Consider the following 21,328-nt stretch of genomic DNA (forward strand, 5'->3'; position numbering starts at 1 on the left):
GGAGCTCACCGTCGGCGGTACCGCCTACTACGCGAACGGCAAACCCTTCGCCGCGGCGCGCGGCAACAGGCTCTACCTTCGGTTGCGCAGGGCCGAGGAGGACGAGTTGCGCACCGAGGCCGCCTCCGGCGGCGGCGCCACCCCTCAACGCGACTCGCTGGGACTGTTCCCGCTGCCGGCGTCGGTGTACGACGATTTCGAGCGCGTGTGGACGCTCGTGGTGGGATCCTTCGAACAGACGCTGCCCCCGGTGGAGGAGGAAGCCTGCGGGCAGGTGCTGGCCTGAGAGGGGGCTGCGAAGACCGGTCGCAGCCGCCGGACGCGGCCCGGTACGTGAGAAAGGGGCCGCCCCGCGTGGGACGGCCCCTCGGCATTCCGCCACCCACCTGCCGGGCCTGGGGGGCTGTGAGCGTGACGCGGGCGGCGGTCAGCCTACCATGATGGGGATGTGCCGCTCCTCGGCGCGCTCGCCTTCGCTGCACGGCGAGCAGCAGCGCGAGCCGGGCCGAGCCCGTCGCGCTTGCACCCCGCGCTCACCTCGCAGCTCGTGTCGATCAGCGAACCCGGCCCCTCCCGGCTCATCCCTTCAGGTGCATGTTAATCCCGTTTAAGCCGAATCGGAAGCACGGTTCGGCGAACGGCTCTTCCGCGAGCGGAGGCATGAGGAACGGCGACGCCGATGTGACGCGTATTACCGGCTCGCGCGTCGCCTGCGCCGATACTCTCCAGGGGGACGAAGAAGGCGCGGAGGTGCCCGGTGGCCGACTGGGGGACGACGACGCGGGGCCTGACCGCCCTGCTCGACGAGGCGCTCGCCGACGCGGGATGCGAGCGGCGTGTGGTTCCCGGAGGGCCGGCATACACGGTGAACGGGCACGTCTTCGCCCTCGTCCGCCGGGACGGGATCCGAGTCCTGCTGCCCGAGGACGAGGAGACGTGCGATGAGAACCGTCCGCGGCCGTTGCCCGGACGCGAGCTTTCGGGTTTCGTCCCGGTGCCACACCACGTGTGTCAGGACCCCGACGCCCTTCGCTCGCTGGTGCTCGAGTGCTACGAACGCGCGCGCTCCCTGCCGCCCAGGGCCGGTCGTGTCCGAGAGCGAGATGGCGGCGTGGGTCCGCGTCGGGGGATACTACGCCCTATGTTCCACGACGAGGACACGCACACGGTGGTTGAGCGGATGCTCGACCACCTCTTCCAGGACCAGCGGGCCGTCTCGCGGTACCGCATCCTGCAGCAGGCTGAAGCGATGAGCCTGCCCGCGGAGGTCCTCGCGCTGTTCGACCTGCTCCCGCCCGGCGAGTTCACCCGCCGCCGGTTGGTGGACCAGCTCAACTCCGCGATCGTCGGGCACGGCATGGGCGCGACGCTCGGTACGTTCGACTAGCGGTCGCCGCCCCGCGACGGCACGGTCAGTGTGCGGTGATGCGTACCTTGTAGCCCGTCCCGCTGCACTCGGGGCACTTGCGGAAGTCACCGCCGCCTTTGGCGAGCAGGACCTTCACCCACCGGTTCCCCTTGCACTTCGGACATGGTTCTCGGCTGACCATCTCCACCATCTCCTCACGCCGTCCGCCCGGGCCGGGAGCAAGCACCGGTCCATCCGGCGAGGAAGAATCAGGTGCGGCCTGCGCCGCGATCGCGGGTCTGAACGCGTTAAGCGCGGCGTCCCCGAGGGTATCCCTAGGCACGGTCCGACTGGCTCGTACGTCCTTTGGCGGGAGGTGAGCGAGGTGCCCCGGGTCAACGGCGGGAACGCCGCGGAGTACCGCGAATCCGACATGCGCCTGCTTCTGCACGAGCGCGGCGATTGGGACGACTGGGTCGGTCCGATCCGCTACCTCCATGCGCACGGCGGCCACGACCCGGACATCAAGCCGTCTTTCGCGCAGCGCATGATGGTCGACCTGGAGCGGCTCTACGCCGAGGGAGTCCCGTTCACGAAGCAGCCCGGCGAGGCGTACCGTCTCGCGAGGGGCCGCCGGCGCGGCGGGTGGGACGGTGCTCGCCGGCGCGTGATGCCGTACGCCCTCCAGCCGCCGTTCCCGCGGGGGCACTACGAGACGAGGGAGCCCCACAAGCTGAAGTGAGCCGGGTCCTCGGGCGGGACCCGGCGCGAGCCGAGGGCCCGGGGCGACCCCCGCGGCCCTCGGCCTGCGTTCAGGATCCGTGTCGGCGTCAGCCCTGCGGACCCTTCCGTCCTACCGGCTGACGGCCGCCCTGCGGCGCCTCGGCACCCCGCTCGACGGGCACCTCGCGACGCCCCTCCTCGGCTCGCTCCTTCACGCGCTCGCCGGTGCCGCGCGACCCCTCGCGGATCTTGGGAGCCTCCATCTCGACGCGATTGAGGGCCCGCGACCAGTAACCGCGAAGCGGCTCGATGCCCGCACCCCCGATCGCCACGATCAGGATACCGACGAACGCCGCGAGTATCGCGTAGAACAGGCCGGCCACGATGAGAGGTGCGATCCCCAGCTGCGTCACGGCAGCGAAGCCCGCGACCACCAGGACGGCGCCCGCCGTCACGTTCGCGAGGATGCGTCCGTACGTCAGAGTGCCGGTCGCGGCAAGCACGAGCTCGCGCACCGCTGCCGCGATCGCCGCGCCTATCACCACGATCAACGCGGCGGCGAACACGTTGGGCAGGTAGCCGATGAGGTCGTTGATCAGCGTGCTCACGGGGTTGGGACCGAATATCCCGAACGCCAGTTGCAGCACGAACAGCATCACGACCCAGTACACGGCGCTTGCGAGCAGGCTCGACGCGTCGTACTTGGAGCGTGAGAGGACCTGCTTGACGCCGCCGCGCTCGACCAGCCGGTCGAACCCGACCCTCTCGAGCACCGCGTCAGTCAGCTTCTGGAGCGCTTTCGCCACGAAGTAGCCGATGATCAGTATGGCCAAGAAGGCCAGCGCCAAGGGGATGAACGCGATCACCGCCCCTATGGCGTCTCCGACCGCTCCTATGATCTGCTGCAGCATCTCGCAACACCTCGCCTCCATAGCCGAGCAAAGGCCTCGGCTGTCGTCCTCCCTGCCGTACGCCGCTATCTACCCTCATGCGACGCGGTACCAACGAACGCGACGCACCATGCGGTTGCTAAACGCTCTCCGGGGGGAATGTTCACGCCGGCCGCGGCCGTGACGACCGGCTGAAGGCTCACAGGATCTTCGGAGGTGGATGACGTGAGGACCGACAGGATCGCATCGCGCGTCGTGCTTGCGCTCGCGCTCGTGCTCGCGCTGACCGGCCTTCCCGGTTGCGAGGACTTGGGGGTCGACGGCGGCGGCGACCGCTCCTTGGAGACCACGCCGGGGCGAGAGGCCACCCGCCCGGCCGAGGGGACACCCGGCGCGCCTCTCCCGGATAGCGGAGAGGGGAGCGTCGCCGGGGCTGCGGAGGCCGTCCTGCCCTCGGTGGTGAACGTGGCGACGCGTCAAGCCATGGAGAACCCGCACGGGGAAGGCAGAGCGGAGATCGAGGTCGGCACGGGGAGCGGCGTGATCATACGCCCTGACGGCCACATCATCACGAACAACCACGTCATCGCGGGATCGGACGAGATCGTGGTCCTCATCGGCGATGAGGAGGTCAGCGCGAGCGTCGTCGGGCGCGACGCCGCAACCGACCTCGCTGTGATCAAGGTCGACCGCGAGGGTCTGGACCCCGCGCAGGTCGGCGAGACCGGCGACCTGGTGGTGGGGCAGTGGGTGATAGCGGTGGGCAGCCCCTTCGGCTTGGACAAGACCGTCACCGCCGGCGTGGTCTCCGCGCTCGGCCGCACCACGCTTCAACCTTCCCAGGAGGAGATCACCGCCTACACGAACCTCATCCAGACCGACGCGGCGATCAACCCGGGCAACTCCGGCGGAGCGCTGGCCGACCTCGACGGACGCGTCGTCGGCATCAACACCTTGATCGAGTCCCCGACCGGACAGAGCGCGGGCATAGGCTTCGCGATCCCGATGGACTTCGCGATGGGTGTCGCCGAGCAGCTGATCGAGACGGGGCGTGCCGAGCACGCGTTCATGGGCGTGGAGGTGTCCTCGATCCCGCCCGGCGCCGAGGAGCAGCTCGGCGTCGAGAGCGGTGCGGTCGTGGGGGCGGTCGAGCCCGGCTCTCCCGCGGCGGAGGCCGGCATCCAGGACGGCGACGTGATAGTGCGCGTCGGTGACGACGACGTCGACAACGCCGAGGACCTGTTCGCCGCGATCCGCGGCCGCGAGGTGGGTGAGCAGGTCGAGGTCGAGTTCGTCCGCGACGGCGAGTCGGAGACCGTGCGGGTGACGCTCGCCGGACGCACCTCCGAGTCCCGTCAGGAAGACAGCGGCGACGCGACCCCGCAGACCCCGCCCGAGGACATCCCGGGTCTCCCGCCGGGTCACCCCTGAGGCTCGGCGGGCATCGATCTGCAGGGGGGCTCAGGTCGGCTCGGCCTCCGACTCCTCGTGCGCGAACGGGTCCGCTGTCCCGCCCACGACCTCGAAGGTGACGCTGTAGTCCTCCTGGCCGCGTCCTCGGTCGATCGCTTCGGCGTACAGGTAGCGGGCGACATCGGCGACCTCGATCGGGACCTCGAGCGTACGGGCGAGCAGCCCCGCGTGGATCAGGTCCTTGTGGGCGGCAGAGGCGCTGTAGTGCGGCGAGAAATCGCGCGTCAGCAGCATCTCGCGCTTCGCCGCGACCAGCGGGGCCGCCGGGCCGAACTCCAGGACGTCCAGCACCCGGTCCCGCGGGATGCCGGCCGCCTCGCCGAGCGCGACGGCCTCGACCATGCCGGCCATCGTCACGCCGATGACCACGTTCGAGGCGAGCTTGGCGGCCGTCGCGGAGCCCGGCGGCGGCATGTACAGGACCTCTCGCGCGATCAGCCGCAGGTACGGCTCGGCCTTCACGAGCGGGGGCTCCTCCCCGCTCACGAGGGCTACCAGGGCGCCCTGAGACGCGGGCACGACACTGCCCAGCACGGGAGACTCGAGGTAGGCGAGACCCTCCTGGGCGAACAGGTCGTGGAAGGCGACAGCGTCGTCGTAGGAGTTGGTCGTGCAGTCCACGACCACCTTCGCCTCCCGCCGAGGAGCCGCGAAGAGCCCGTCGGGACCCGCGGCGACGTCGCGCACCGCGTCGCTGTCGAACAGGCACAGGAACACGACGTCGCAAGAGGCCATCACCTGCGCGGGCGTCTCGGCGGCCTCGGCCGGGATCCCCTGCGCGCGCTCGGCGGTGCGGTTCCAGACCGTCAGCGGCACGCCCTGGGAGATCAGCCGCATCACCTGCGCCCTGCCCATGTTCCCGAGACCGATGTAGCCGACCTTCATGCCGTCCTCCTCGCCCCGCACGGCCCGCGTGTCAGGAGATACCCGCCCTAAGGCGGTGCGACGCGGGCCGAGGTCCGCGGTGCCGGCGTTTCTCGCGGGTGGGCTAAGGGTATCCGAAGGGGCGAGGGACGTGCTCGGGCGGAGGTGGCCGCGATGTCGACGCTGAGAGCGGGGTTCGACGACTACAGCGTGGAGGACCTGCGCGCGGCCTACGGACGGGGCGGGTGGAGGGACTGGTCCGGCCTGGTGCAGTGGCTCGAGGAGTCCGGCGTGGACGACGATTCGCTCGACCAGAGCAGCGTGTACCACCTCGCCGCGGACCTGCGCCAGCTCGACAACGACGGCATCGACTTCACGACCGACCCTGCCGAGGCCTTCGCGCTGGCCCGCCAGCACTGCTCGCACGTCGACACGGTGGACGAGGGCGGGGACCCCTATACGGGCTACGCCGGAGAACGCGAGCACGTCGAGCCTTGAGCCCCTCGGGTGCCGCGCCGGAGGTCGGACCCCGCGCCGCGGGGGTCACGCGGCAGGTCTGGCGGAGGCACAGGGCGCGTGCGGAAGCGCTCAGGCCCGTGCGACCACCGCGATCGAGGTCTCGGCGAGCAGGTTCGGCGCGATGCGCACGAGCGCGCCGGGAAGACCGGCATCCTCGGCCAGGGGTATCTCGCGCTCGATGCGCACCCCGTTGCGGGCGCAGAACACCCGGAAGTCCTTCACCGTCGTCAGATGGATGTTGGGCGTCTCGTACCACTCGTAGGGCAGTGAGGACGAGACGGGCATCCTCCCGCGCAGGCCGAGGTACCCCCGGACCCGCCAGTTCCCGAAGTTGGGGAACGAGATGATGCCCCGCTCCCCCACCCGCAGCATCTCGCGCAGCACGAGCGCGGGGTTGCGCACGACCTGCAGCGTCTGGGAGAGCACCACGAGATCGAACGCACCGTCCGGGAAGCCGGCGAGCCCCGCGTCGATGTCGGCCTGCACCACGCTCACGCCGCGCGCGACGCACGCGCCCACGCCGGCCAGGTCGAGCTCCACGCCGCGCACGACCGCGCCGCGCGTCTCTCGCACGGCCTCCAGCAGGGCACCGTCGCCGCAACCCAGGTCCAGCACGCGGGCGCCGGGAGGGACGATCCCGGCTACCAGTGCGAGGTCCCGGCGGAGTCGCTCCGCTGCGGTCATCGGGCACCTCCTTCGGCGGTCGCCGCGGGTACGAGGCCGAGCCCCTGTTCGCGACCGACGTGCAGGAACGGGCCGATCAGCCCGGTCTGCGCCTCCTCCTCCAGCAGGAAGGCGTCGTGGCCGTACGGGCTCGGGACCTCGGCGAAGGAGACCTCGGCTCCGTTGGCCAGGAGCGCGCCGACGATCTCGCGCGCCTGGTAGGTGGGGAACAGCCAGTCGGACGAGAACGACAGCACGAGGAAGCGCGCCGTGACGGGGCGGAGGGCCTCGGCCAGCGTCGGCGACTCCCCGCACCAGTCGAAGTAGTCCATCGCCTTGGTCATGTAGAGGTACGTGTTCGCGTCGAAGCGCTCGACGAAGCGCTTGCCCTGGTAGGCCAGGTACGTCTCCACCTCGAACTCGTGCACGAAGCCGAAGGCGTACTCGCTGCGTTCGCGCAGCCTGCGTCCGAACTTCTCCCGCATCGACTCGTCGGAGAGGTACGTGATGTGACCAACCATCCGCGCGATCGCCAGCCCGGGGTCGGGCTGCCTGCCTCGGCCGTAGTAGTCGCCGCCCGCGAAGGCCGGGTCTTCCAGGATGGCGCTGCGGCCCACCTCGTTGAACGCGATCGCCTGAGCGGAGAGGCGCCAGGTGGTCGCATCCGCGATGACCGAACCGACGCGTTCGGGGTAGCGCTTCGCCCAGGCGAGCGCCTGCATGCCGCCCATCGACCCGCCGATGACGGCGAGCAGGCGGCGCACACCGAGCGCGTCGAGCAGGCGCGCCTGGACGTCGACCATATCCTCCACTGTGACCAGCGGGAAGCGGAGTCCGTAGGGGTGCCCCGTCTCGGGGTCGGGTGAAGCCGGGCCGGTGGTGCCGGAACAGCCGCCGAGCACGTTGCTGCACACGACGAAGTAGCGGTCCGTGTCGATCCCCTTGCCCGGCCCGACCATCGCGTCCCACCACCCTGCGCGGGCGAACCGGGGGTCCGCGGCGCCGGGCACGGCGCTGACGTGCGCGTCCCCGGAGAGAGCATGGCAGATGAGCACCGCGTTCCCGCCGTCGGGCGAGAGGGTGCCGAAGGTCTCGTAGGCGACCTCCGCGCCGGGCAGGACACGCCCGCCGAGGAGCGTGAGGGGCTCGGCGAGGCGGAGCGTGCCCGCGGCGTGCGCCACGGCGGTGAAGGCCGGCGGAGCGGCGTTGACGGCCGACATCGCGCTACACCCCCTCCAGCGCCTGCTCGAGGTCGGCGAGGATGTCCTCGGCGGTCTCGATGCCCACCGACAGGCGCACGAAGTCCTCGCCGATGCCGGCACGCGCCAGTTCCTCGGCCGAGAGCTGCGAGTGCGTGGTGGAGGCCGGGTGGATGATGAGCGACTTGGCGTCGCCCACATTGGCCAGGTGGCTGAAGAGCGTGACCTTGTCGATGAGCGCGCGCCCGGCTTCGCGCCCGCCCTTCACGCCGAAGACGACGATACCGCCGTGGCCGTTGCGCAGGTACCGGTCCGCGTTGTCCTTGGTGGGGTGCGACCCCAGGCCGGGGTAGGCCACCCAGTCGACTCCGGGGTGCGACTCGAGGTAGCGGGCCACGGCGAGCGCGTTGTCGGAATGGCGCTGGACCCTCAGCGAGAGGGTCTCGAGCCCGAGCAGGAACTGCTGGGAGTTGAACGGCGAGAGGGCGGCTCCGAGGTCGCGCTGGAGTTGCACGCGGGCCTTGATCGCGAACGCGATGTTGCCCAGCCCGGGGAAGTCGCCGAAGGTCTCGGCATAGCGCAAGCCGTGGTAGCTCGGATCGGGCTCGGTGAAGCCGGCGTGCCGGCCGCTGGCGCCCCAGTCGAAGTTGCCGCCGTCGACGAGCGCACCGCCGACGGACGTGCCGTGACCGCCGATCCACTTGGTCAGCGAGTGGATGACGACCGCGGCGCCGTGCTCGGCCGGGCGGCACAGGTAGGGGGTCGCGAACGTGTTGTCCACGAACAGCGGGACGCCGAGAGAGCGGCCGGCCCGGGCGAGCCCCGCGATGTCGGGCACGTCGAGACGCGGGTTGCCGATGGTCTCGACGAACCAGGCTCGCGTGGTGCCGTCGGTGGCGGCCGAGAAACCCTCGGTGTCGGTCGTCTCCACGAAACGGACCTCGATGCCGAGCCTGCGCAGCGTGTGCAGGAAGATGTTCCACGTGCCGCCGTACAGACTCGTCGAGCTCACGATGCTGTCGCCGCAGCCCGCGACGTTCAGCAGCGAGATCACCTCGGCCGAGTGCCCGGACGCCGTCGCCAGCGCTGCGGTGCCGCCCTCGAGGGCGGCGAGGCGCTGTTCGAGCACGTCGTTCGTGGGGTTCATGATGCGAGAGTAGATGTTGCCGAACTCGCGCAGACCGAAGAGGTCGGCGGCGTGGTCGGCGTCGCGGAAGTTGTACGCGACCGTCTGGTAGATCGGGACGGCGCGCGAACCGGTGGTGGGGTCGGGGGACTGGCCGCCGTGCACGGCCAGGGTGTCGAAGCCGAAGGGCCCGGTCTCGCTCATGATGTCTCCTCGAGTCTCGTGTGTGCCGACGAACGCCCCGACCGGCGTCGTCGGGACCGGCGGGGGCTGCTAGAGCCGCCCGGATCCGGCGCGCGCGCCGATGGACCCGGGCTGGGTCATCATGCCGCGCATCATCACGAGAGCTGCGTGTGACATCTCGCTCGACCGTCCTCCTCTCGGCATCTCGACCGATCTGACTGCCGGCGCCGCGGAAGGCGACGCGTGGTTCCAGAGGATACCAACATCAGCGGGAAGTACAACGCACGTGCCGGGTGCGTTTCGGGCGTCGAGCCGCCTCCTGGCGGCGGCAGACGGGGCGGGCGGCCTCACGGGGGCGACCGCGGCAGCGGCCGCCCGCCGTCCTACCGCCGGAACAGGCGCCAGCGACGCCGACCCTCGACCTCGCCGCCTGCCGGCGTCTCCGCCCGGCCCCGCGTCGCCTTCGGGGCGGCCGGCGGCACGCCCGCCTCCGCCTGCTCCTCGGCGGCCTTCTCTAGGGACTCCTCGCCCGAGCTCGTGCGCCCGAGCCACTCCTCCTGCGAGGGCAGATGGCGGGGAGCGTAGCGCAACTCCTCGCCCGGCGGCTGCAAGTGCGCCTCCGGCTCGCCCGGCAGGTGCTCGTCGCCCGTGCCGTGCGGCCCCGTCGCCGGGCCTCCGAGGTCCGGGTTGTCCGCGGCCTCCGCCGAGCCGTGGAAGAGGTGCGGCCTGGGCCGCTGGTCGGGCCCGGCAGTTGCCGCGGAACCGGGGCGGGCCGCGGGCCGCTCCGAACGCCCGGCCGCGACGACCGGCACGCGACGAGCCCGGCGTGCGGACTCGTCGGGCAGCCGCACTTCGAGCACGCCGTCACGGTAGGCGGCCCGCACCTTCGAGGGGTCGACCCCTTCGGGGAGCGACACCCGCCGCTCGAACTCGCCCCACGCCGACTCCCGGACCGCGTAGCGCTCGGGAGGCGCGTACCGGTCCCGCTCCACCCCGCCCCGCAGCGTCACGACGCCGCCGGTCACGGTGACCTGCAGCTCCTCCAGGCGCATGCCCGGCGCCTCCAGCCGGATGACGACCTCGCCCGCGTCGACGTAGACGTCCATCGGAGGCTTCCACTCGCCCGGCAGGCGACGCGTGGGAGCGCCGAAGCGCGCGAGCAGGCGCTCTACGTCGCGTTGGAGCGCGACGAGCTCGGCGAGGGGCATCGTGTTCTGGGTGGCCATGGGTGGTCCTTCCCGTTGAGGGCCCGGGCGGCCTCGTCCGGCGCAGGTCCATATACCCAGCAGGTCCCGGCCGCGCTCGGCGCGGCCGCTATCCGGGAAGACTGACGCGGCAGGCGGGTGGATGATGCGGACGGACGTCGCGAGGGGGGCCATTGGCGTCACGGGAGGACATAGCGCCGGCTGCTCGCGTGGAGAGGCCGTCGTACCAGGCGATGACCGAGGAGCATCTGCTCTCCTCTCTGGTGACGTCGCGCACGGGGCTGTCCTCCGACGAGGCCGCGGCACGTCTTCAGCGCTACGGCCCCAACGAGATCGCGGCGGTGAAGGGCACTCCGCTCGCGCTGCGCTTCCTCGCGAACTTCTACCACCTCTTCGCGATCCTGCTATGGGTCGGGGCGGCGCTCGCCGTGATCGGCGGGTTGCCTGAGCTCGCCTACGCGATCGCCGCCGTCATCGTCGTCAACGCGGTCTTCTCGTTCTGGCAGGAGTACCGCGCCGAGCGGGCCACCGAGGCGCTCAAGGAGCTCATCCCCGCGCGCGCCGGCGTCTTGCGCGACGGCGCGCGCGTCGAGCTGCTCGCGCGCGAGGTGGTCCCGGGCGACGTGCTCCTCCTCGAGGAGGGCGACAACGTCCCGGCTGACGCTCGGCTGATCGAGGAGTACGACCTGCGCGTCAACCAAGCGACGCTGAACGGCGAGTCCGCGCCGGCCAGGCGCGTCGCCACCCCCGTGCCGGCCGAGCCTTCCGCTCCCACCGAGGTCGCCAGCCTCGTCTTCGCCGGCACGTCGGTCGTCTATGGCCGAGGGCGAGCCGTCGTCTTCGCGACCGGGATGGACACCGAGTTCGGCAGGATCGCCCGCCTGACGCGCTCCGTCGAAGAGGAGCTCTCGCCGCTCCAGAAGCAGATGGAGCGCATCACAAGGCTCGTCGCGCTGCTGGCGGTCTCCCTCGGCGTCGTCTTCTTCGTGCTGGGCTACTTCGTGGCCGGCCTCACGCTCATCGAGGGGTTCCTGTTCGCGGTCGGCATCATCGTCGCCAACGTGCCCGAGGGTCTCCTGCCCACCGTCACGCTGTCGCTGGCGATGGGCGTCCAGCGCATGGCGGGACGCAACGCCCTCGTCAAGCAGCTCGCCGCAGTGGAGACACTGGGGTCGACCACGGTGATCTGCACGGACAAGACGGGGACCCTGACGGCGAACGAGATGACCGTACGCCAGGTCTGGACCGCTGAGGGGCGCGTCGAGGTACACGGCGTGGGTTACGAGCCCACGGGGCCGGTCCGCCCCTCGCTCCCGACGCTGGAGCCGCTGGCGCGCGCGGCATCGTTCTGCAACGACTCGCGGCTGGTGCCTCCCGACGACGCCCATCCGGCCTGGCGGGTGGTCGGCGACCCCACGGAAGGCGCGCTGCTGGTGATGGCACGCAAGGCCGGCTTCGATCCCGACGCCGCGCTCGAGAGCGCGCCGCGCGCCTCGGAGCTCCCCTTCGACGCCGTGCGCAAACGCATGAGCACGGTCCACGCCGAGGACGGCCGCCGCATCGCGTACGTGAAGGGCGCGCCCGCCGAGGTCCTCGGACTGTGTTCGCGCGTCCTCACGGACTCGGGCGAGCGCCCGTTGGACGAACGCGCGCGCGCCGAGGCGCTGGCCGCCAACGACGAGATGGCCCGCGGGGGGCTCCGCGTGTTGGCGATGGCGCGGCGAGAGGTGCCCGACCGGCGGCGCTACGAAGCGGCGGAGGTGGAGCGCGACCTGACCTTCCTCGGCCTCGCGGGGATGATGGACCCTCCTCGGGCAGAGGTGGCCGAGACCGTCCGCCGCGCTCACAGCGCGGGGATCCGGATCATCATGATAACCGGCGACTACGGGCTGACCGCCGAGTCGATCGCCCGCCGGATCGGCATCGTCACCAGCGAGAGGCTGCGGATCGTCATCGGGTCCGAGCTCGCTTCGATGCCCGAGGAGGAGCTGGTGGCGGCTCTTCGGGCGGGCGAGGTGCTCTTCGCGCGCGTGGCGCCGGAGCACAAGATGCGGATCGCGCAGGCTCTCAAGAAGATGGGTCACGTGGTCGCGATGACCGGCGACGGAGTGAACGACGCGCCGGCGCTGAAAGCCGCCGACATCGGCATAGCGATGGGGGTCGCGGGCACCGACGTGGCGCGCGAGGCCGCGAAGATGGTGCTTGCCGACGACAACTTCGCCTCGATCGTGTACGCGGTGGAGGAGGGGCGGGCGGTCTACGACAACATCCGGCGCTTCGTGACCTACATCTTCACGAGCAATGTGCCCGAGATCGTGCCGTTCATCCTCTTCGTGCTCTTCCGCATCCCGCTGCCGCTGACCGTGCTGCAGATCCTCGCCATCGACCTGGGGACCGACATCGTCCCCGCCCTCGCGTTGGGCGTCGAGGCGCCCGAGCCCGGCGTCATGGAGCGGCCTCCCAGACCGGCGCGCGAGCGTCTGCTCGACTCCCGCGTGCTGTCGCGCGCATACTTCTTCCTCGGACCGCTCCAGACCGCCGCGACCATGGTGGCCTACTTCTACCTCTACTACAGCCGGGGGTGGCGGCCCGGGGAGGCGCTCGCGGCGAGCGGGGTGGTGTACCTCTCGGCCACCACGATGACACTCGCGGCGGTCGTCTCGACCCAGATAGGCAACGCGTTCGCGCAGCGGACCACACGGCGCAGCATCGTCGAGGTCGGCTTCTTCTCGAACCGCCTGCTGCTGGCGGGCATCGCCACGGAAGTCGCGCTGATCCTCGGCATCGTGTACCTGCCGCCGCTGCAGGCGGTCTTCCGTACGGCGCCGCTGAGAGCGACGGACTGGCTGGTGCCGGCCGCACTCTGGCCGACGCTGCTTCTCGCCGACGAGCTGCGCAAGGCCGTCCTGCGCCGGGGTCCGCGTCCGCACTCGTCAGCGGGACGTGCGACGATGTCGGGGAATGACATGAGCGCGGGGCAACCCCCGTCCGAGGAGGCGAAGGCGACGTGAGAGTCATCATCGGAGGGTGCGGGCGCGTCGGCTCGCTGCTGGCCGCCCACCTGTCGCTCCACGGCCACGAGGTGGCCGTGGTCGACCAGGACCCTGACTCGCTGGCCCTGCTGGCCGCCGGCTTCGCGGGCACGCGTCACGTGGGCAAGGTCTTCGACCGCGAGACGCTCGAGTCGGCCGGGGTCGCCCATGCCGACGCATACGTCGCGGTGACGAGCGGGGACAACAGCAACATCGTCTCGGCGATCGTCGCCAAGCAGGTCTTCCGCGTCCCGCGCGTCGTCTCGCGCATATACGACCCGCGCCGCGCCGAGATATACCGCCGCCTGGGGATACCGGCGGTCTCGTCGGTGGCGTGGTCGGTCAACGAGGTGCTCTCCGTGCTCCTCCATCCGGGCCTGACCACCGACGCCTCGTTCGGCGACGGAGAGGTGCGCCTCGTGAGCGTCGAGGTCCCGCCGCGGCTCGTCGGGCGCACGGTGGACGACCTGACCGTGCCCGGGCAGGTCGTGGTCGCGGCGATCGTACGCGCGGGACGCTCCTTCGTTCCGCTGCCGGGAACGCCGTTCGAGGAGCACGACATCGTGCACTGCGTGACAGCGGGGCCGACTCTGGACCGGCTCGAGCAGATGCTCAGGCCCTGAGGGAGGATGCGGCGATGTTCGTGCTGGTGGTGGGAGGCGGCAAGCTGGGCGCCACGGTGGCGGGCTCCGCGCTCGCGGAGGGCCACGAGGTGGTCGTGATCGAGAAGGACGAGGAGCGCGCCGACGATCTGCGCGCCAGGCTCGAGGGCGCCACCGTCATAGCCGGCGACGGCGACGAGCCCGTGATCCTCGAGCGGGGGCACGTCTCGCGCGCATCGGCCGTGCTCGCGCTGACCGGCGACGACGAGGACAACCTCGTGGCGTGTCTGCTCGCACGGCGGGAGTACGGTGTGCCGATGACCGCCGGGCGCGTGAACGACGTGCGGAACCAGTGGCTCTTCGACGAGCGCTTCGGCGTGGACGTGGCGGTGTCCGGGACCCACCTGGCGGCCGACCTCCTCGCCGACCGGCTCGCGGAGCTCGCGTCGCGGTCGGATGCGTGAGCAGGGCGCGGGGAGGTCTCTCCCCGCGCCCCTCGTACCGCCTGCCGGACCCGCTAGCGGGCTGCCGTGCCCGTACGAGTGGCCGGCGCCTTCTCGAAGGTGAAGGCGTCGATCGCCACGTAGATCGCCGAGAGTCCGACGAGCACATAGACGATCCTGGACAGGATCGCTTCCTGACCCCCGAATATCGCGGCGACCAGGTCGAACTGGAACAGGCCGACGAGACCCCAGTTCAAGCCGCCGATGACGAGGATCGCCAGGGCGATCCAGTCCATCACGTTCAGCTTACGCATCTTCGGCACCTCCCCCGTCAGATCGCTGGCGGCAGACGATACGTAGATACCCCCTATGCCTCCGGAGGTAGCAGTCGATGCAGGCCGCTCGTCGGCGGCTGCCTCATGCGCTCCGCTCTTCCGGCATAATGGGCACCCGCGCCTCGGGCGTGGGCGTGGAGCCCGGGGCGGGTATCGGATGACGGTTGCGGATGCGAGGAGGCTGCGGCGTGGCCGAGTTCGACGAGAGCGTGCGAGACCGCGACGACGACGTCGCGGTGTATGAAGCCGATACCGAGGGGCCCCCGGCGGGCATCGCACGCGGCAGGACCTTCGACTCCTTCCGCCACCGCGACTTCCGCCACTTCTGGTCGGGAGCCCTGGTCTCGAACGCCGGATCCTGGATGCAGATCGTCGCGCTGGGCTGGCTCGTCTACGAGCTCACCGGCTCCGAGCTGGCGCTGGGCGCGGTCAACTTCGTGCAGGGCGTCCCGGTCCTGCTGTTCATCCTCTACGCAGGGGCGGCGGCCGACCGTTTCGACCGCCGCAGGCTGCTCATCTGGCTGCAGCTCGCCATGATGGGGCAGGCGATCGTCCTCGGGGTGCTCACGAGCACCGGACACGTCACCATGCCGGCCGTGTACGCGCTCACGCTGTTCGGCGGCACGATGACGGCCTTCATGTTCCCGGCGTGGCAGGCCACCGTGCCCGACCTCGTGCCGAAGCGCCTGCTGCTGAACGCCATAGCGCTGAACTCGGCGCAGTTCAACGGCGCCCGCCTGGTCGGCCCCATGATAGGGGCGCTCATCTTCGCCCGCTTCGGCGTGGCGGAGGTCTTCTACGTGAACGCCGCCACCTTCCTCGTCGTCATATGGGCGCTCGCGGTCATCAGGCCGGCTCAGGAGCGCCACGTCGCCGAGGACGGGGAGTCGCGTCTGCGGGAGCTCGCCGGCGGGATCGGATACGCGCGCGAGCACCCCGGGGTCGCCGTGCTGTTGCTGACCACCGCGGCGATCACGCTGTTCGGCATGCCCTTCGCCGCGCTGCTGCCCGCCTTCGCCGACAAGGTGCTCGGCGCGGGGAGCGCGGGCTACTCCGTGCTGCTGGCCTCGAACGGGTTCGGCGCCCTCGCGGGAGCGCTGGTGGTCGCGGGCCTGCCGCACGACGTCGACCGGGGGCGCCTCGTGCGCTTCGCGGTGCTGGCGATGGGGCTGCTGCTGCTCGGACTGGCCGCGTCGCGGGCCTTCTGGCTCGCGATGCTGGTGCTCGTCGGCATCGGAGCCGCGTTCATGACGGCGACCTCCAGCGTGAACACGTCGCTGCAGGCGTCGGTGCCTCCGCGCCTGCGCGGGCGCGTGCTCTCGCTGTTCGTGCTCGCCTTCATGGGTATCATGCCCTTCGGCGCGCTCGTCTTCGGCGCCATCGCGCGGGCGATCGGCCCGGAGGACGCCATCGCCATCGGCGCCGCGGTGCTGGCGCTCGTCGGCGCGCTGCTGGTGCTGCGTCCCTCGCTGCTGGCCGACGAGCGGCCACGGCCGGCGCCGGACGCCGCGCCCTAGCGCTACGGCGGCATGCCCTCCCCGGCGTCCTCGCCGACCGCCGCCCCTCCACGGGCCCCCTCGGCGCGCTCGCGCTCCTCTCGGCTCAGCTGTGCGGAGAAACCCGAGGCCAGGATACCCGCGGGCAACGCGAAGAGTCCGACCCCGAGGACGGAGGTCAGCGCTCCCAGGACGCGACCGGCGAACGTCGTCGGCAGGACGTCGGCGTTGCCCGACAGTTGCACGATCACCCACCAGACCGCCATCGGGATGCTCGTGTACCTCTCAGGCTGGGCATCGCGCTCGGCATAGTACATGAGGCTGGCGGCCACGAGCAGCAGCGACAGCAGGATCGCCAGCGCCGAGAGCAGATCGGCCTTCTTGTCCCGCATCACGGCGGACATCGCGCGAAGCGACTCGGAGTAGCGCCCCACCTTGAACACCCGCACGAACCGGAAGACGCGCAGCACCCTCAGGAAGCGCAGGTCGACGCCTACGAGCGGGACGTAGAACGGCAGCACCGCGAACATGTCCACCAGCGCCATGGGCGTCAGGGCCCACCTGACCCTGCCGACGAACGGCCTGGCGTAGCGCGGGTCCACCGACACCGACCACAGCCGCAGGAGGTACTCGACGGAGAACGCCCCGATGGTCAGGTACTCGAACGCGGTGAGCAGGGGCCGGTACGGGTCGAGCAGCCCCGGGACGGTCTCGAAGACCACCGCGGCGGTGCTCGCGAGGATGAGGGCGAGGATCACCGAGTCGACCGCGCTGCTGACGCGGTCGTCCACCGCCGCCACCTCGAGGATGTCGTACGCGCGGCGCTTGAGCCGCTCCATGGCCTCGCCGCCCCTCCGGCTGCCGCCCGGGCGCCCGGGCCCTGGCGGAAAGGAACGCTACGGCTTGGTACCCGCTGCCATCCCGTGCCAGTCGAGACCGGGGACCGGGAGAGCGTCGGCGAAGCCCGCGCGCCGCAGCGCCGAGGCGAGATCCTCGGGCTCGATCCGCACCGAGAGCGGAGGGCCTTTCGGCGTCTCGACCGGCAGCCAATCCACCGCAAGCACCCGGCCTCCGGCCTTGGCGAGCCGGAACGCCTCGCCGTATACGGCCTCGGGATCGGACAGCTCGTGGTGGAGGTTGATCATGTACACGCCGTCCGCGACGGCGTCGGGCAGGGGCACGCGAGCCTCCTCGGACAGCACGGGGACGACACGGCCCGAGGCGACCTCGGGCCGCTTCTCCCGCATCCAGGCCAGCATCTCGGGGCTTGTGTCGACGGCGTAGACGGTGACGCCGGGCGCCATCGATGCGAACCGCGCGGCGAACATGCCGGTGCCCGCGCCGATCTCCACCAGCGTCTCGGGGTCGGTCGGCCTGAGCGCCGCCCACATCACCTCGGGCACGAGCGTCTCGAAGCGCAAAGGGTCGTCGAGCTTGGCGATCCTGGCGATGTCGAACTCCATGCCCCGCTTCTACCCGAAACGCCCCGTGATGTAGGCTTCCTGCCGTCGGGCCTATCTCCGGCCGCACGCACGTCCTTCGCTACGAGGTGGCGACGGTGATGATGTCGCATTTCTCCACCCTGTTTGCTACAGTCTCCCGGGATGCTTCCGGTGGACTGGAGCTTGTTGCGGTAAGCCATGCGAGTCTCACCGACGCAGGGGTGCCTTCGTGCTCCATAGCCTCTCTCGGCGGGCGCACCGTCGAGGAGACCGAACGCTGTTTCTCGTATCGTGCCGAAGGCGGCCGCACCGGCCGGCACGGCGCTCTCGTCTGCATTCATCCACGGCCCTCGTGGTGCTGCTCCTCGTGATGTCGCTCCTGGCGGGGTGCGGCGGTGTCGGGACTCGCGAGCAGATAATCGTGAACGGGTCGACGACGATCCTGCCGATCGCCGAACTGGCCGCCAAGGGCTTCGAGGAGCGGCACGAGGGCGCGAGCGTGCTCGTGTCGGGGATGGGGTCCTCGGCGGGCATCGAGGCCGTGAGCGCGGGCACCGCGCATATAGGCACTTCTTCGCGGGACCTCAAGCCGGAGGAGGAGAGCCTCCGGCTCACGGACGTCCCCATCGCGTTCGACGGAATCGCCGTCATCGTGAATCCGGCGAACCCCGTCGACGCTCTCACCGTGGCACAGCTGCGCGACATCTTCAGCGGCAGGGTCACGAACTGGAGGGAACTCGGCGGCGAGGACAGGGGCATCGACCTCGTGAACCGTGATGAAGCCTCCGGGACGCGAGAAGCGTTCAAGAAGATCGTCATGGGTGAGGAAGCCGCGTTCGACCGCTCCGCGGTCGTGCTACCCGGCACCGGGCAGGTACGCGACGTGGTCTCGCGCTCGCCCGGCGCGATCGGCTACATCTCCCTCGGGTTCGTTCCGCCGCGCTTCACGAACACCACCGTGAAGGCAGTGACGGTGGACGGCGTCGTCCCGAGCGAGGAGAGCGTGACTTCGCGGGAGTACCCGATCGCTCGCGCGCTGCACTTCTTCACGAACGGCGAGCCGAATGGGCTCACCAAGGCTTTCATCGACTACGTGCTGTCCGACGAGGTGCAGCAAGGTGTCGTCGTCGACGCCGGTTTCGTACCCGTGACGGAGCGGGGAGGGGAGTGAACGGGTCCCGGCCGACAGGCGTGGCCGGCGGCCTGCGGCTCGTCTCGCGGCAGACGCAGGTGAAGGAGTGGCTGCTTGCCGCGCTCTTCTTCGTGTGCGCGTTCGTAGCCGTGCTCGCCGTCGCGCTCATCTTCGCCTTCGTCGGCTGGAAGGCGCTGCCCATCTCCTCCGAGGTCGGGCTCGGGGGGTTCCTCGCCGGTACCGAGTGGACCTCCTCGGAGGGGAAGTTCGGCATCCTGCCGTTGATCCAGGGCTCGTTCATCGTCACGCTGCTCGCTCTGGCCATCGGGACACCGCTCGCGGTGGGCACGGCCGTGTTCCTCTCCGAGGTCTCGACACCGAAGCTGCGCCGCATCGTGAGGCCCGCCGTCGAGCTCCTCGCGGGGATCCCCTCGGTCGTCTACGGGTTCTTCGGAGTGGTCATGCTGCGGCCGATCGTGGGGAGCCTCACGGGCAGCGTCGGGTTCGGTCCGCTGACCGCTTCGGTGATCCTGGCCATCATGATCGTCCCCACGATCGCCGCGCTGTCCGAGGACGCCCTCGGTTCGATACCTCTCGGTATCCGCGAGGCGAGCTACGCCATGGGCGCTACGCAGTGGCAGACGATCTACAAGGTCGTGGTGCCGGCGGCGAAGATCGGCATAGTGGACGCGACCATCCTCGGCATGGGTCGCGCGGTCGGTGAGACCATGGCGGTTCTCATGCTGGTCGGAGGGGCGCCCCAGTTCTTCAATGGGATAGGTGAGCCGATGTCCACGCTCACGGCGCAGATCGTGATGGATATGAGCTACTCGACGGGAACGCACCGCACGGCGTTGTTCGGCATGGCCGCGATCCTGTTCCTCATCTCGATGCTGCTGGTCCTCGCAGTCCGGCTTCTGTCCACGCTGAGGGACTGAGATGAACAAGACCGCCACGAACAACGTAGCGGTGGCGCTGCTCGGGGGTGCGGCGGCGATCACCGTGGCCGTGCTCGGCGCGATCATCCTCTACGTGTTCGTCAACGGCATCCGCATCCTGTCCCCCGAGTTCATCTTCACGTGGCCGGAAGGCGTCAATGCCGAGGGCGGCGTCTGGCCGACGATCGTCTCCACGCTGTACGTCACCGGCCTCTCGATGCTGATCTGCACGCCCGTCGCGGTCCTCGCGGCCGTGTACCTCGCCGAGTACGCGTACCAGGGACGTATCGTCTCGCTGATCCGGTTCGCGGCCGATTCGCTTGCCAGCGTACCCTCCATCGTCATGGGACTGTTCGGCTTCGCCCTGTTCGTGGAGGCCATGGGCATCGGCCTCTCGATGCTCTCCGCCGCGCTTGCACTCTCGCTGCTCATGCTGCCCATCGTCATGAGGGCCACGGAGGAGGCGATCCGCTCGGTGCCCCGGTACATACGCTGGGGGAGCTACGGTCTGGGTGCGACCAAGTGGCAGACGGTGCGGAACATCGTGCTGCCCGCGGCCGCGCCGCGCATCATCACTGGCATCGTACTTGCCACGGGTCGGGCCGTAGGCGAGACGGCTGTGGTCTTCTACACGATGGGTCAAGCCATCTGGCTGCCGATCTCGCCGCTCGAGTCCGGGCGTCCTATGACGGTGCACCTCTACCTGCTGGCCGTGGAAGGCATCAACCTTCCCGCCGCATACGGGACCGCTCTGCTGCTCATGATCATGATCCTCGGCTTCAACCTCACTGCTCGATGGATCTCGAAGCGTTATCGGAGGGTGTAGGAACATGCTGAACGATCTCATCGCACACGACCACCAGCGAGCGCACGGCGGCGACATCAAGCTCCGCGTGAAGAACCTCGGCTTCTGGTACGGGGACTTCCATGCGCTGACCGGTATCAAGGTGGACATCCTCAACGAGGCCGTCACGGCGTTCATCGGTCCGTCAGGGTGCGGGAAGTCGACGTTCCTGCGCTGCATGAACCGTATGAACGACCTGATCCCCGGCACGCGTGTGGAAGGCAAGACCCTGCTCGACGGTGCGGACATATACGGCCCGGGTGTGGATCCCGTCGATCTCAGGCGGCGGGTGGGCATGATCTTCCAGCAGCCGAACCCGTTCCCGCAGTCCATCTACGACAACGTCGCCTACGGACCCCGCCTCCAGGGCGTCAAGGGCAAGGGCGACCTCGACGACCTCGTCGAGGAGTCGCTCAAGCGCGCGAACCTGTGGAAGGAGGTCAAGGACATCCTGGGCCGAGGAGGGCTGACGCTCTCGGGCGGACAACAGCAGCGCCTCTGCATCGCGCGCGTGCTGGCGGTACAGCCCGAGGTCCTCCTGATGGACGAGCCGTGTTCGGCGATCGACCCTACCTCCGTCCAGAAGATCGAGGACCTCATGGCGCAGCTCAAGGACAGCGTCACGATCGTGATCGTCACGCACAACATGCAGCAGGCCGCCCGCGTCAGCGACTACACCGCGTTCTTCCTGCAGGAGATGTCCGGCGAGGCCGCGATCCTGGTCGAGTACGGCCGGACCAGTGAGATCTTCACGAGTCCGTCCGATAAGCGGACCGAGGACTACATCACCGGACGGTTCGGCTAGGAAGCCGGCCTGCCGGCGCCGAGCGCGGAGCGACGGCCGGGCGGCTCGTGGCCCCCACCACCCTGC

Annotated in this window: 24 protein-coding genes; 14 read left to right on the forward strand and 10 right to left on the reverse strand. The window is 70.2% G+C overall.

Annotation, left to right across the window (positions count from 1 at the left end; all coding sequences use genetic code 11):
* The coding region (locus tag IBX62_05090) for a hypothetical protein (GenBank protein ID MBE0476455.1) at positions 1-286 on the forward strand (286 nt) is incomplete at its 5' end.
* Between the two features lie 471 nt (positions 287-757).
* The gene (locus IBX62_05095; protein MBE0476456.1) at positions 758-1,387 is read left to right on the forward strand and encodes a hypothetical protein; all 630 of its coding nucleotides are present in this window, start codon (positions 758-760) and stop codon (positions 1,385-1,387) included.
* A 25-nt stretch (positions 1,388-1,412) separates the two neighbouring features.
* On the opposite strand, the gene IBX62_05100 is transcribed toward IBX62_05095, so the two are convergent.
* Entirely contained in the window at positions 1,413-1,550 is a 138-nt protein-coding gene (locus IBX62_05100) for a hypothetical protein (protein MBE0476457.1), read from the reverse strand.
* Between the two features lie 183 nt (positions 1,551-1,733).
* Between IBX62_05100 and IBX62_05105 the strand changes: the two genes are divergently transcribed.
* Positions 1,734-2,090, forward strand: coding sequence for a hypothetical protein (locus tag IBX62_05105; GenBank protein ID MBE0476458.1), 357 nt, complete (start codon positions 1,734-1,736; stop codon positions 2,088-2,090).
* An 88-nt stretch (positions 2,091-2,178) separates the two neighbouring features.
* On the opposite strand, the gene IBX62_05110 is transcribed toward IBX62_05105, so the two are convergent.
* Positions 2,179-2,982 (reverse strand): hypothetical protein, encoded by an 804-nt coding sequence (locus IBX62_05110; protein ID MBE0476459.1) that lies wholly within the window; start codon positions 2,980-2,982, stop codon positions 2,179-2,181.
* A gap of 204 nt (positions 2,983-3,186) precedes the next feature.
* Between IBX62_05110 and IBX62_05115 the strand changes: the two genes are divergently transcribed.
* Positions 3,187-4,392 carry a trypsin-like peptidase domain-containing protein gene (locus tag IBX62_05115; GenBank protein ID MBE0476460.1) on the forward strand — a complete coding sequence of 402 codons (1,206 nt, stop codon included), beginning with the start codon at positions 3,187-3,189 and terminating at the stop codon, positions 4,390-4,392.
* Between the two features lie 30 nt (positions 4,393-4,422).
* On the opposite strand, the gene IBX62_05120 is transcribed toward IBX62_05115, so the two are convergent.
* Positions 4,423-5,319, reverse strand: coding sequence for an NAD(P)-dependent oxidoreductase (locus IBX62_05120; GenBank protein ID MBE0476461.1), 897 nt, complete (start codon positions 5,317-5,319; stop codon positions 4,423-4,425).
* A gap of 153 nt (positions 5,320-5,472) precedes the next feature.
* Between IBX62_05120 and IBX62_05125 the strand changes: the two genes are divergently transcribed.
* The gene (locus IBX62_05125; GenBank protein ID MBE0476462.1) at positions 5,473-5,796 is read left to right on the forward strand and encodes a hypothetical protein; all 324 of its coding nucleotides are present in this window, start codon (positions 5,473-5,475) and stop codon (positions 5,794-5,796) included.
* 90 nt (positions 5,797-5,886) lie between these two features.
* Here the strand turns inward: IBX62_05125 and metW are convergent, their stop codons facing one another.
* The 4 genes from metW to IBX62_05145 form a co-directional block, all read right to left on the reverse strand.
* On the reverse strand, positions 5,887-6,501 hold the full coding sequence (gene metW, locus IBX62_05130; GenBank protein MBE0476463.1) for a methionine biosynthesis protein MetW: 615 nt from the start codon (positions 6,499-6,501) through the stop codon (positions 5,887-5,889).
* Complete coding sequence (locus IBX62_05135) at positions 6,498-7,700, reverse strand: homoserine O-acetyltransferase (GenBank protein MBE0476464.1); 1,203 nt, start codon at positions 7,698-7,700, stop codon at positions 6,498-6,500. Before IBX62_05135 ends, metW begins: the two co-directional genes overlap by 4 nt.
* 4 nt (positions 7,701-7,704) lie before the next feature.
* Positions 7,705-9,009 carry an O-acetylhomoserine aminocarboxypropyltransferase/cysteine synthase gene (locus tag IBX62_05140; protein MBE0476465.1) on the reverse strand — a complete coding sequence of 435 codons (1,305 nt, stop codon included), beginning with the start codon at positions 9,007-9,009 and terminating at the stop codon, positions 7,705-7,707.
* Between the two features lie 362 nt (positions 9,010-9,371).
* A complete protein-coding gene (locus IBX62_05145) occupies positions 9,372-10,214 on the reverse strand; it encodes an Hsp20/alpha crystallin family protein (GenBank protein ID MBE0476466.1) in 843 nt (280 codons plus the stop codon).
* Positions 10,215-10,426: 212 nt separating this feature from the next.
* Here IBX62_05145 and IBX62_05150 point away from each other — a divergent pair, with 212 nt between their 5' ends.
* From IBX62_05150 to IBX62_05160, 3 genes are read left to right on the forward strand one after another with little or no spacing between them, the layout of a single operon-like run.
* A complete protein-coding gene (locus tag IBX62_05150; GenBank protein ID MBE0476467.1) occupies positions 10,427-13,204 on the forward strand; it encodes a cation-transporting P-type ATPase in 2,778 nt (925 codons plus the stop codon).
* Entirely contained in the window at positions 13,201-13,848 is a 648-nt protein-coding gene (locus IBX62_05155; protein ID MBE0476468.1) for a TrkA family potassium uptake protein, read from the forward strand. The genes IBX62_05150 and IBX62_05155 overlap by 4 nt, the downstream gene beginning before the upstream one ends.
* A 14-nt stretch (positions 13,849-13,862) precedes the next feature.
* Positions 13,863-14,291, forward strand: coding sequence for a TrkA family potassium uptake protein (locus tag IBX62_05160; GenBank protein MBE0476469.1), 429 nt, complete (start codon positions 13,863-13,865; stop codon positions 14,289-14,291).
* A 53-nt stretch (positions 14,292-14,344) separates the two neighbouring features.
* Here the strand turns inward: IBX62_05160 and IBX62_05165 are convergent, their stop codons facing one another.
* Complete coding sequence (locus IBX62_05165; protein ID MBE0476470.1) at positions 14,345-14,584, reverse strand: DUF378 domain-containing protein; 240 nt, start codon at positions 14,582-14,584, stop codon at positions 14,345-14,347.
* Between the two features lie 209 nt (positions 14,585-14,793).
* Here IBX62_05165 and IBX62_05170 point away from each other — a divergent pair, with 209 nt between their 5' ends.
* Complete coding sequence (locus IBX62_05170; GenBank protein ID MBE0476471.1) at positions 14,794-16,122, forward strand: MFS transporter; 1,329 nt, start codon at positions 14,794-14,796, stop codon at positions 16,120-16,122.
* A gap of 2 nt (positions 16,123-16,124) precedes the next feature.
* Here the strand turns inward: IBX62_05170 and IBX62_05175 are convergent, their stop codons facing one another.
* Together IBX62_05175 and IBX62_05180 are read right to left on the reverse strand one after the other, a co-directional pair.
* Positions 16,125-16,940, reverse strand: a complete 816-nt coding sequence (locus IBX62_05175) for an ion transporter (protein MBE0476472.1) — start codon at positions 16,938-16,940, stop codon at positions 16,125-16,127.
* Positions 16,941-16,997: 57 nt separating this feature from the next.
* Positions 16,998-17,564: a methyltransferase domain-containing protein gene (locus tag IBX62_05180; GenBank protein ID MBE0476473.1), complete on the reverse strand. Its 567-nt coding sequence runs from the start codon at positions 17,562-17,564 to the stop codon at positions 16,998-17,000.
* A gap of 98 nt (positions 17,565-17,662) precedes the next feature.
* Between IBX62_05180 and IBX62_05185 the strand changes: the two genes are divergently transcribed.
* Genes IBX62_05185 through pstB form a run of 5 tightly spaced genes read left to right on the forward strand, consistent with a single transcriptional unit; the run spans position 17,663 to position 21,262 of the window.
* Positions 17,663-17,914, forward strand: a complete 252-nt coding sequence (locus IBX62_05185) for a laccase domain-containing protein (protein ID MBE0476474.1) — start codon at positions 17,663-17,665, stop codon at positions 17,912-17,914.
* Positions 17,914-18,714 (forward strand): phosphate ABC transporter substrate-binding protein, encoded by an 801-nt coding sequence (locus IBX62_05190; protein ID MBE0476475.1) that lies wholly within the window; start codon positions 17,914-17,916, stop codon positions 18,712-18,714. The genes IBX62_05185 and IBX62_05190 overlap by 1 nt, the downstream gene beginning before the upstream one ends.
* A complete protein-coding gene (gene pstC, locus IBX62_05195; protein MBE0476476.1) occupies positions 18,711-19,613 on the forward strand; it encodes a phosphate ABC transporter permease subunit PstC in 903 nt (300 codons plus the stop codon). The genes IBX62_05190 and pstC overlap by 4 nt, the downstream gene beginning before the upstream one ends.
* Position 19,614: 1 nt before the next feature.
* On the forward strand, positions 19,615-20,439 hold the full coding sequence (gene pstA, locus IBX62_05200) for a phosphate ABC transporter permease PstA (protein ID MBE0476477.1): 825 nt from the start codon (positions 19,615-19,617) through the stop codon (positions 20,437-20,439).
* Between the two features lie 4 nt (positions 20,440-20,443).
* A complete protein-coding gene (gene pstB, locus IBX62_05205; protein MBE0476478.1) occupies positions 20,444-21,262 on the forward strand; it encodes a phosphate ABC transporter ATP-binding protein in 819 nt (272 codons plus the stop codon).
* The last annotated feature ends 66 nt before the right edge of the window (positions 21,263-21,328 follow it).

Source organism: Coriobacteriia bacterium (assembly GCA_014859305.1).
Taxonomy (GTDB): domain Bacteria; phylum Actinomycetota; class Coriobacteriia; order Anaerosomatales; family Kmv31; genus Kmv31.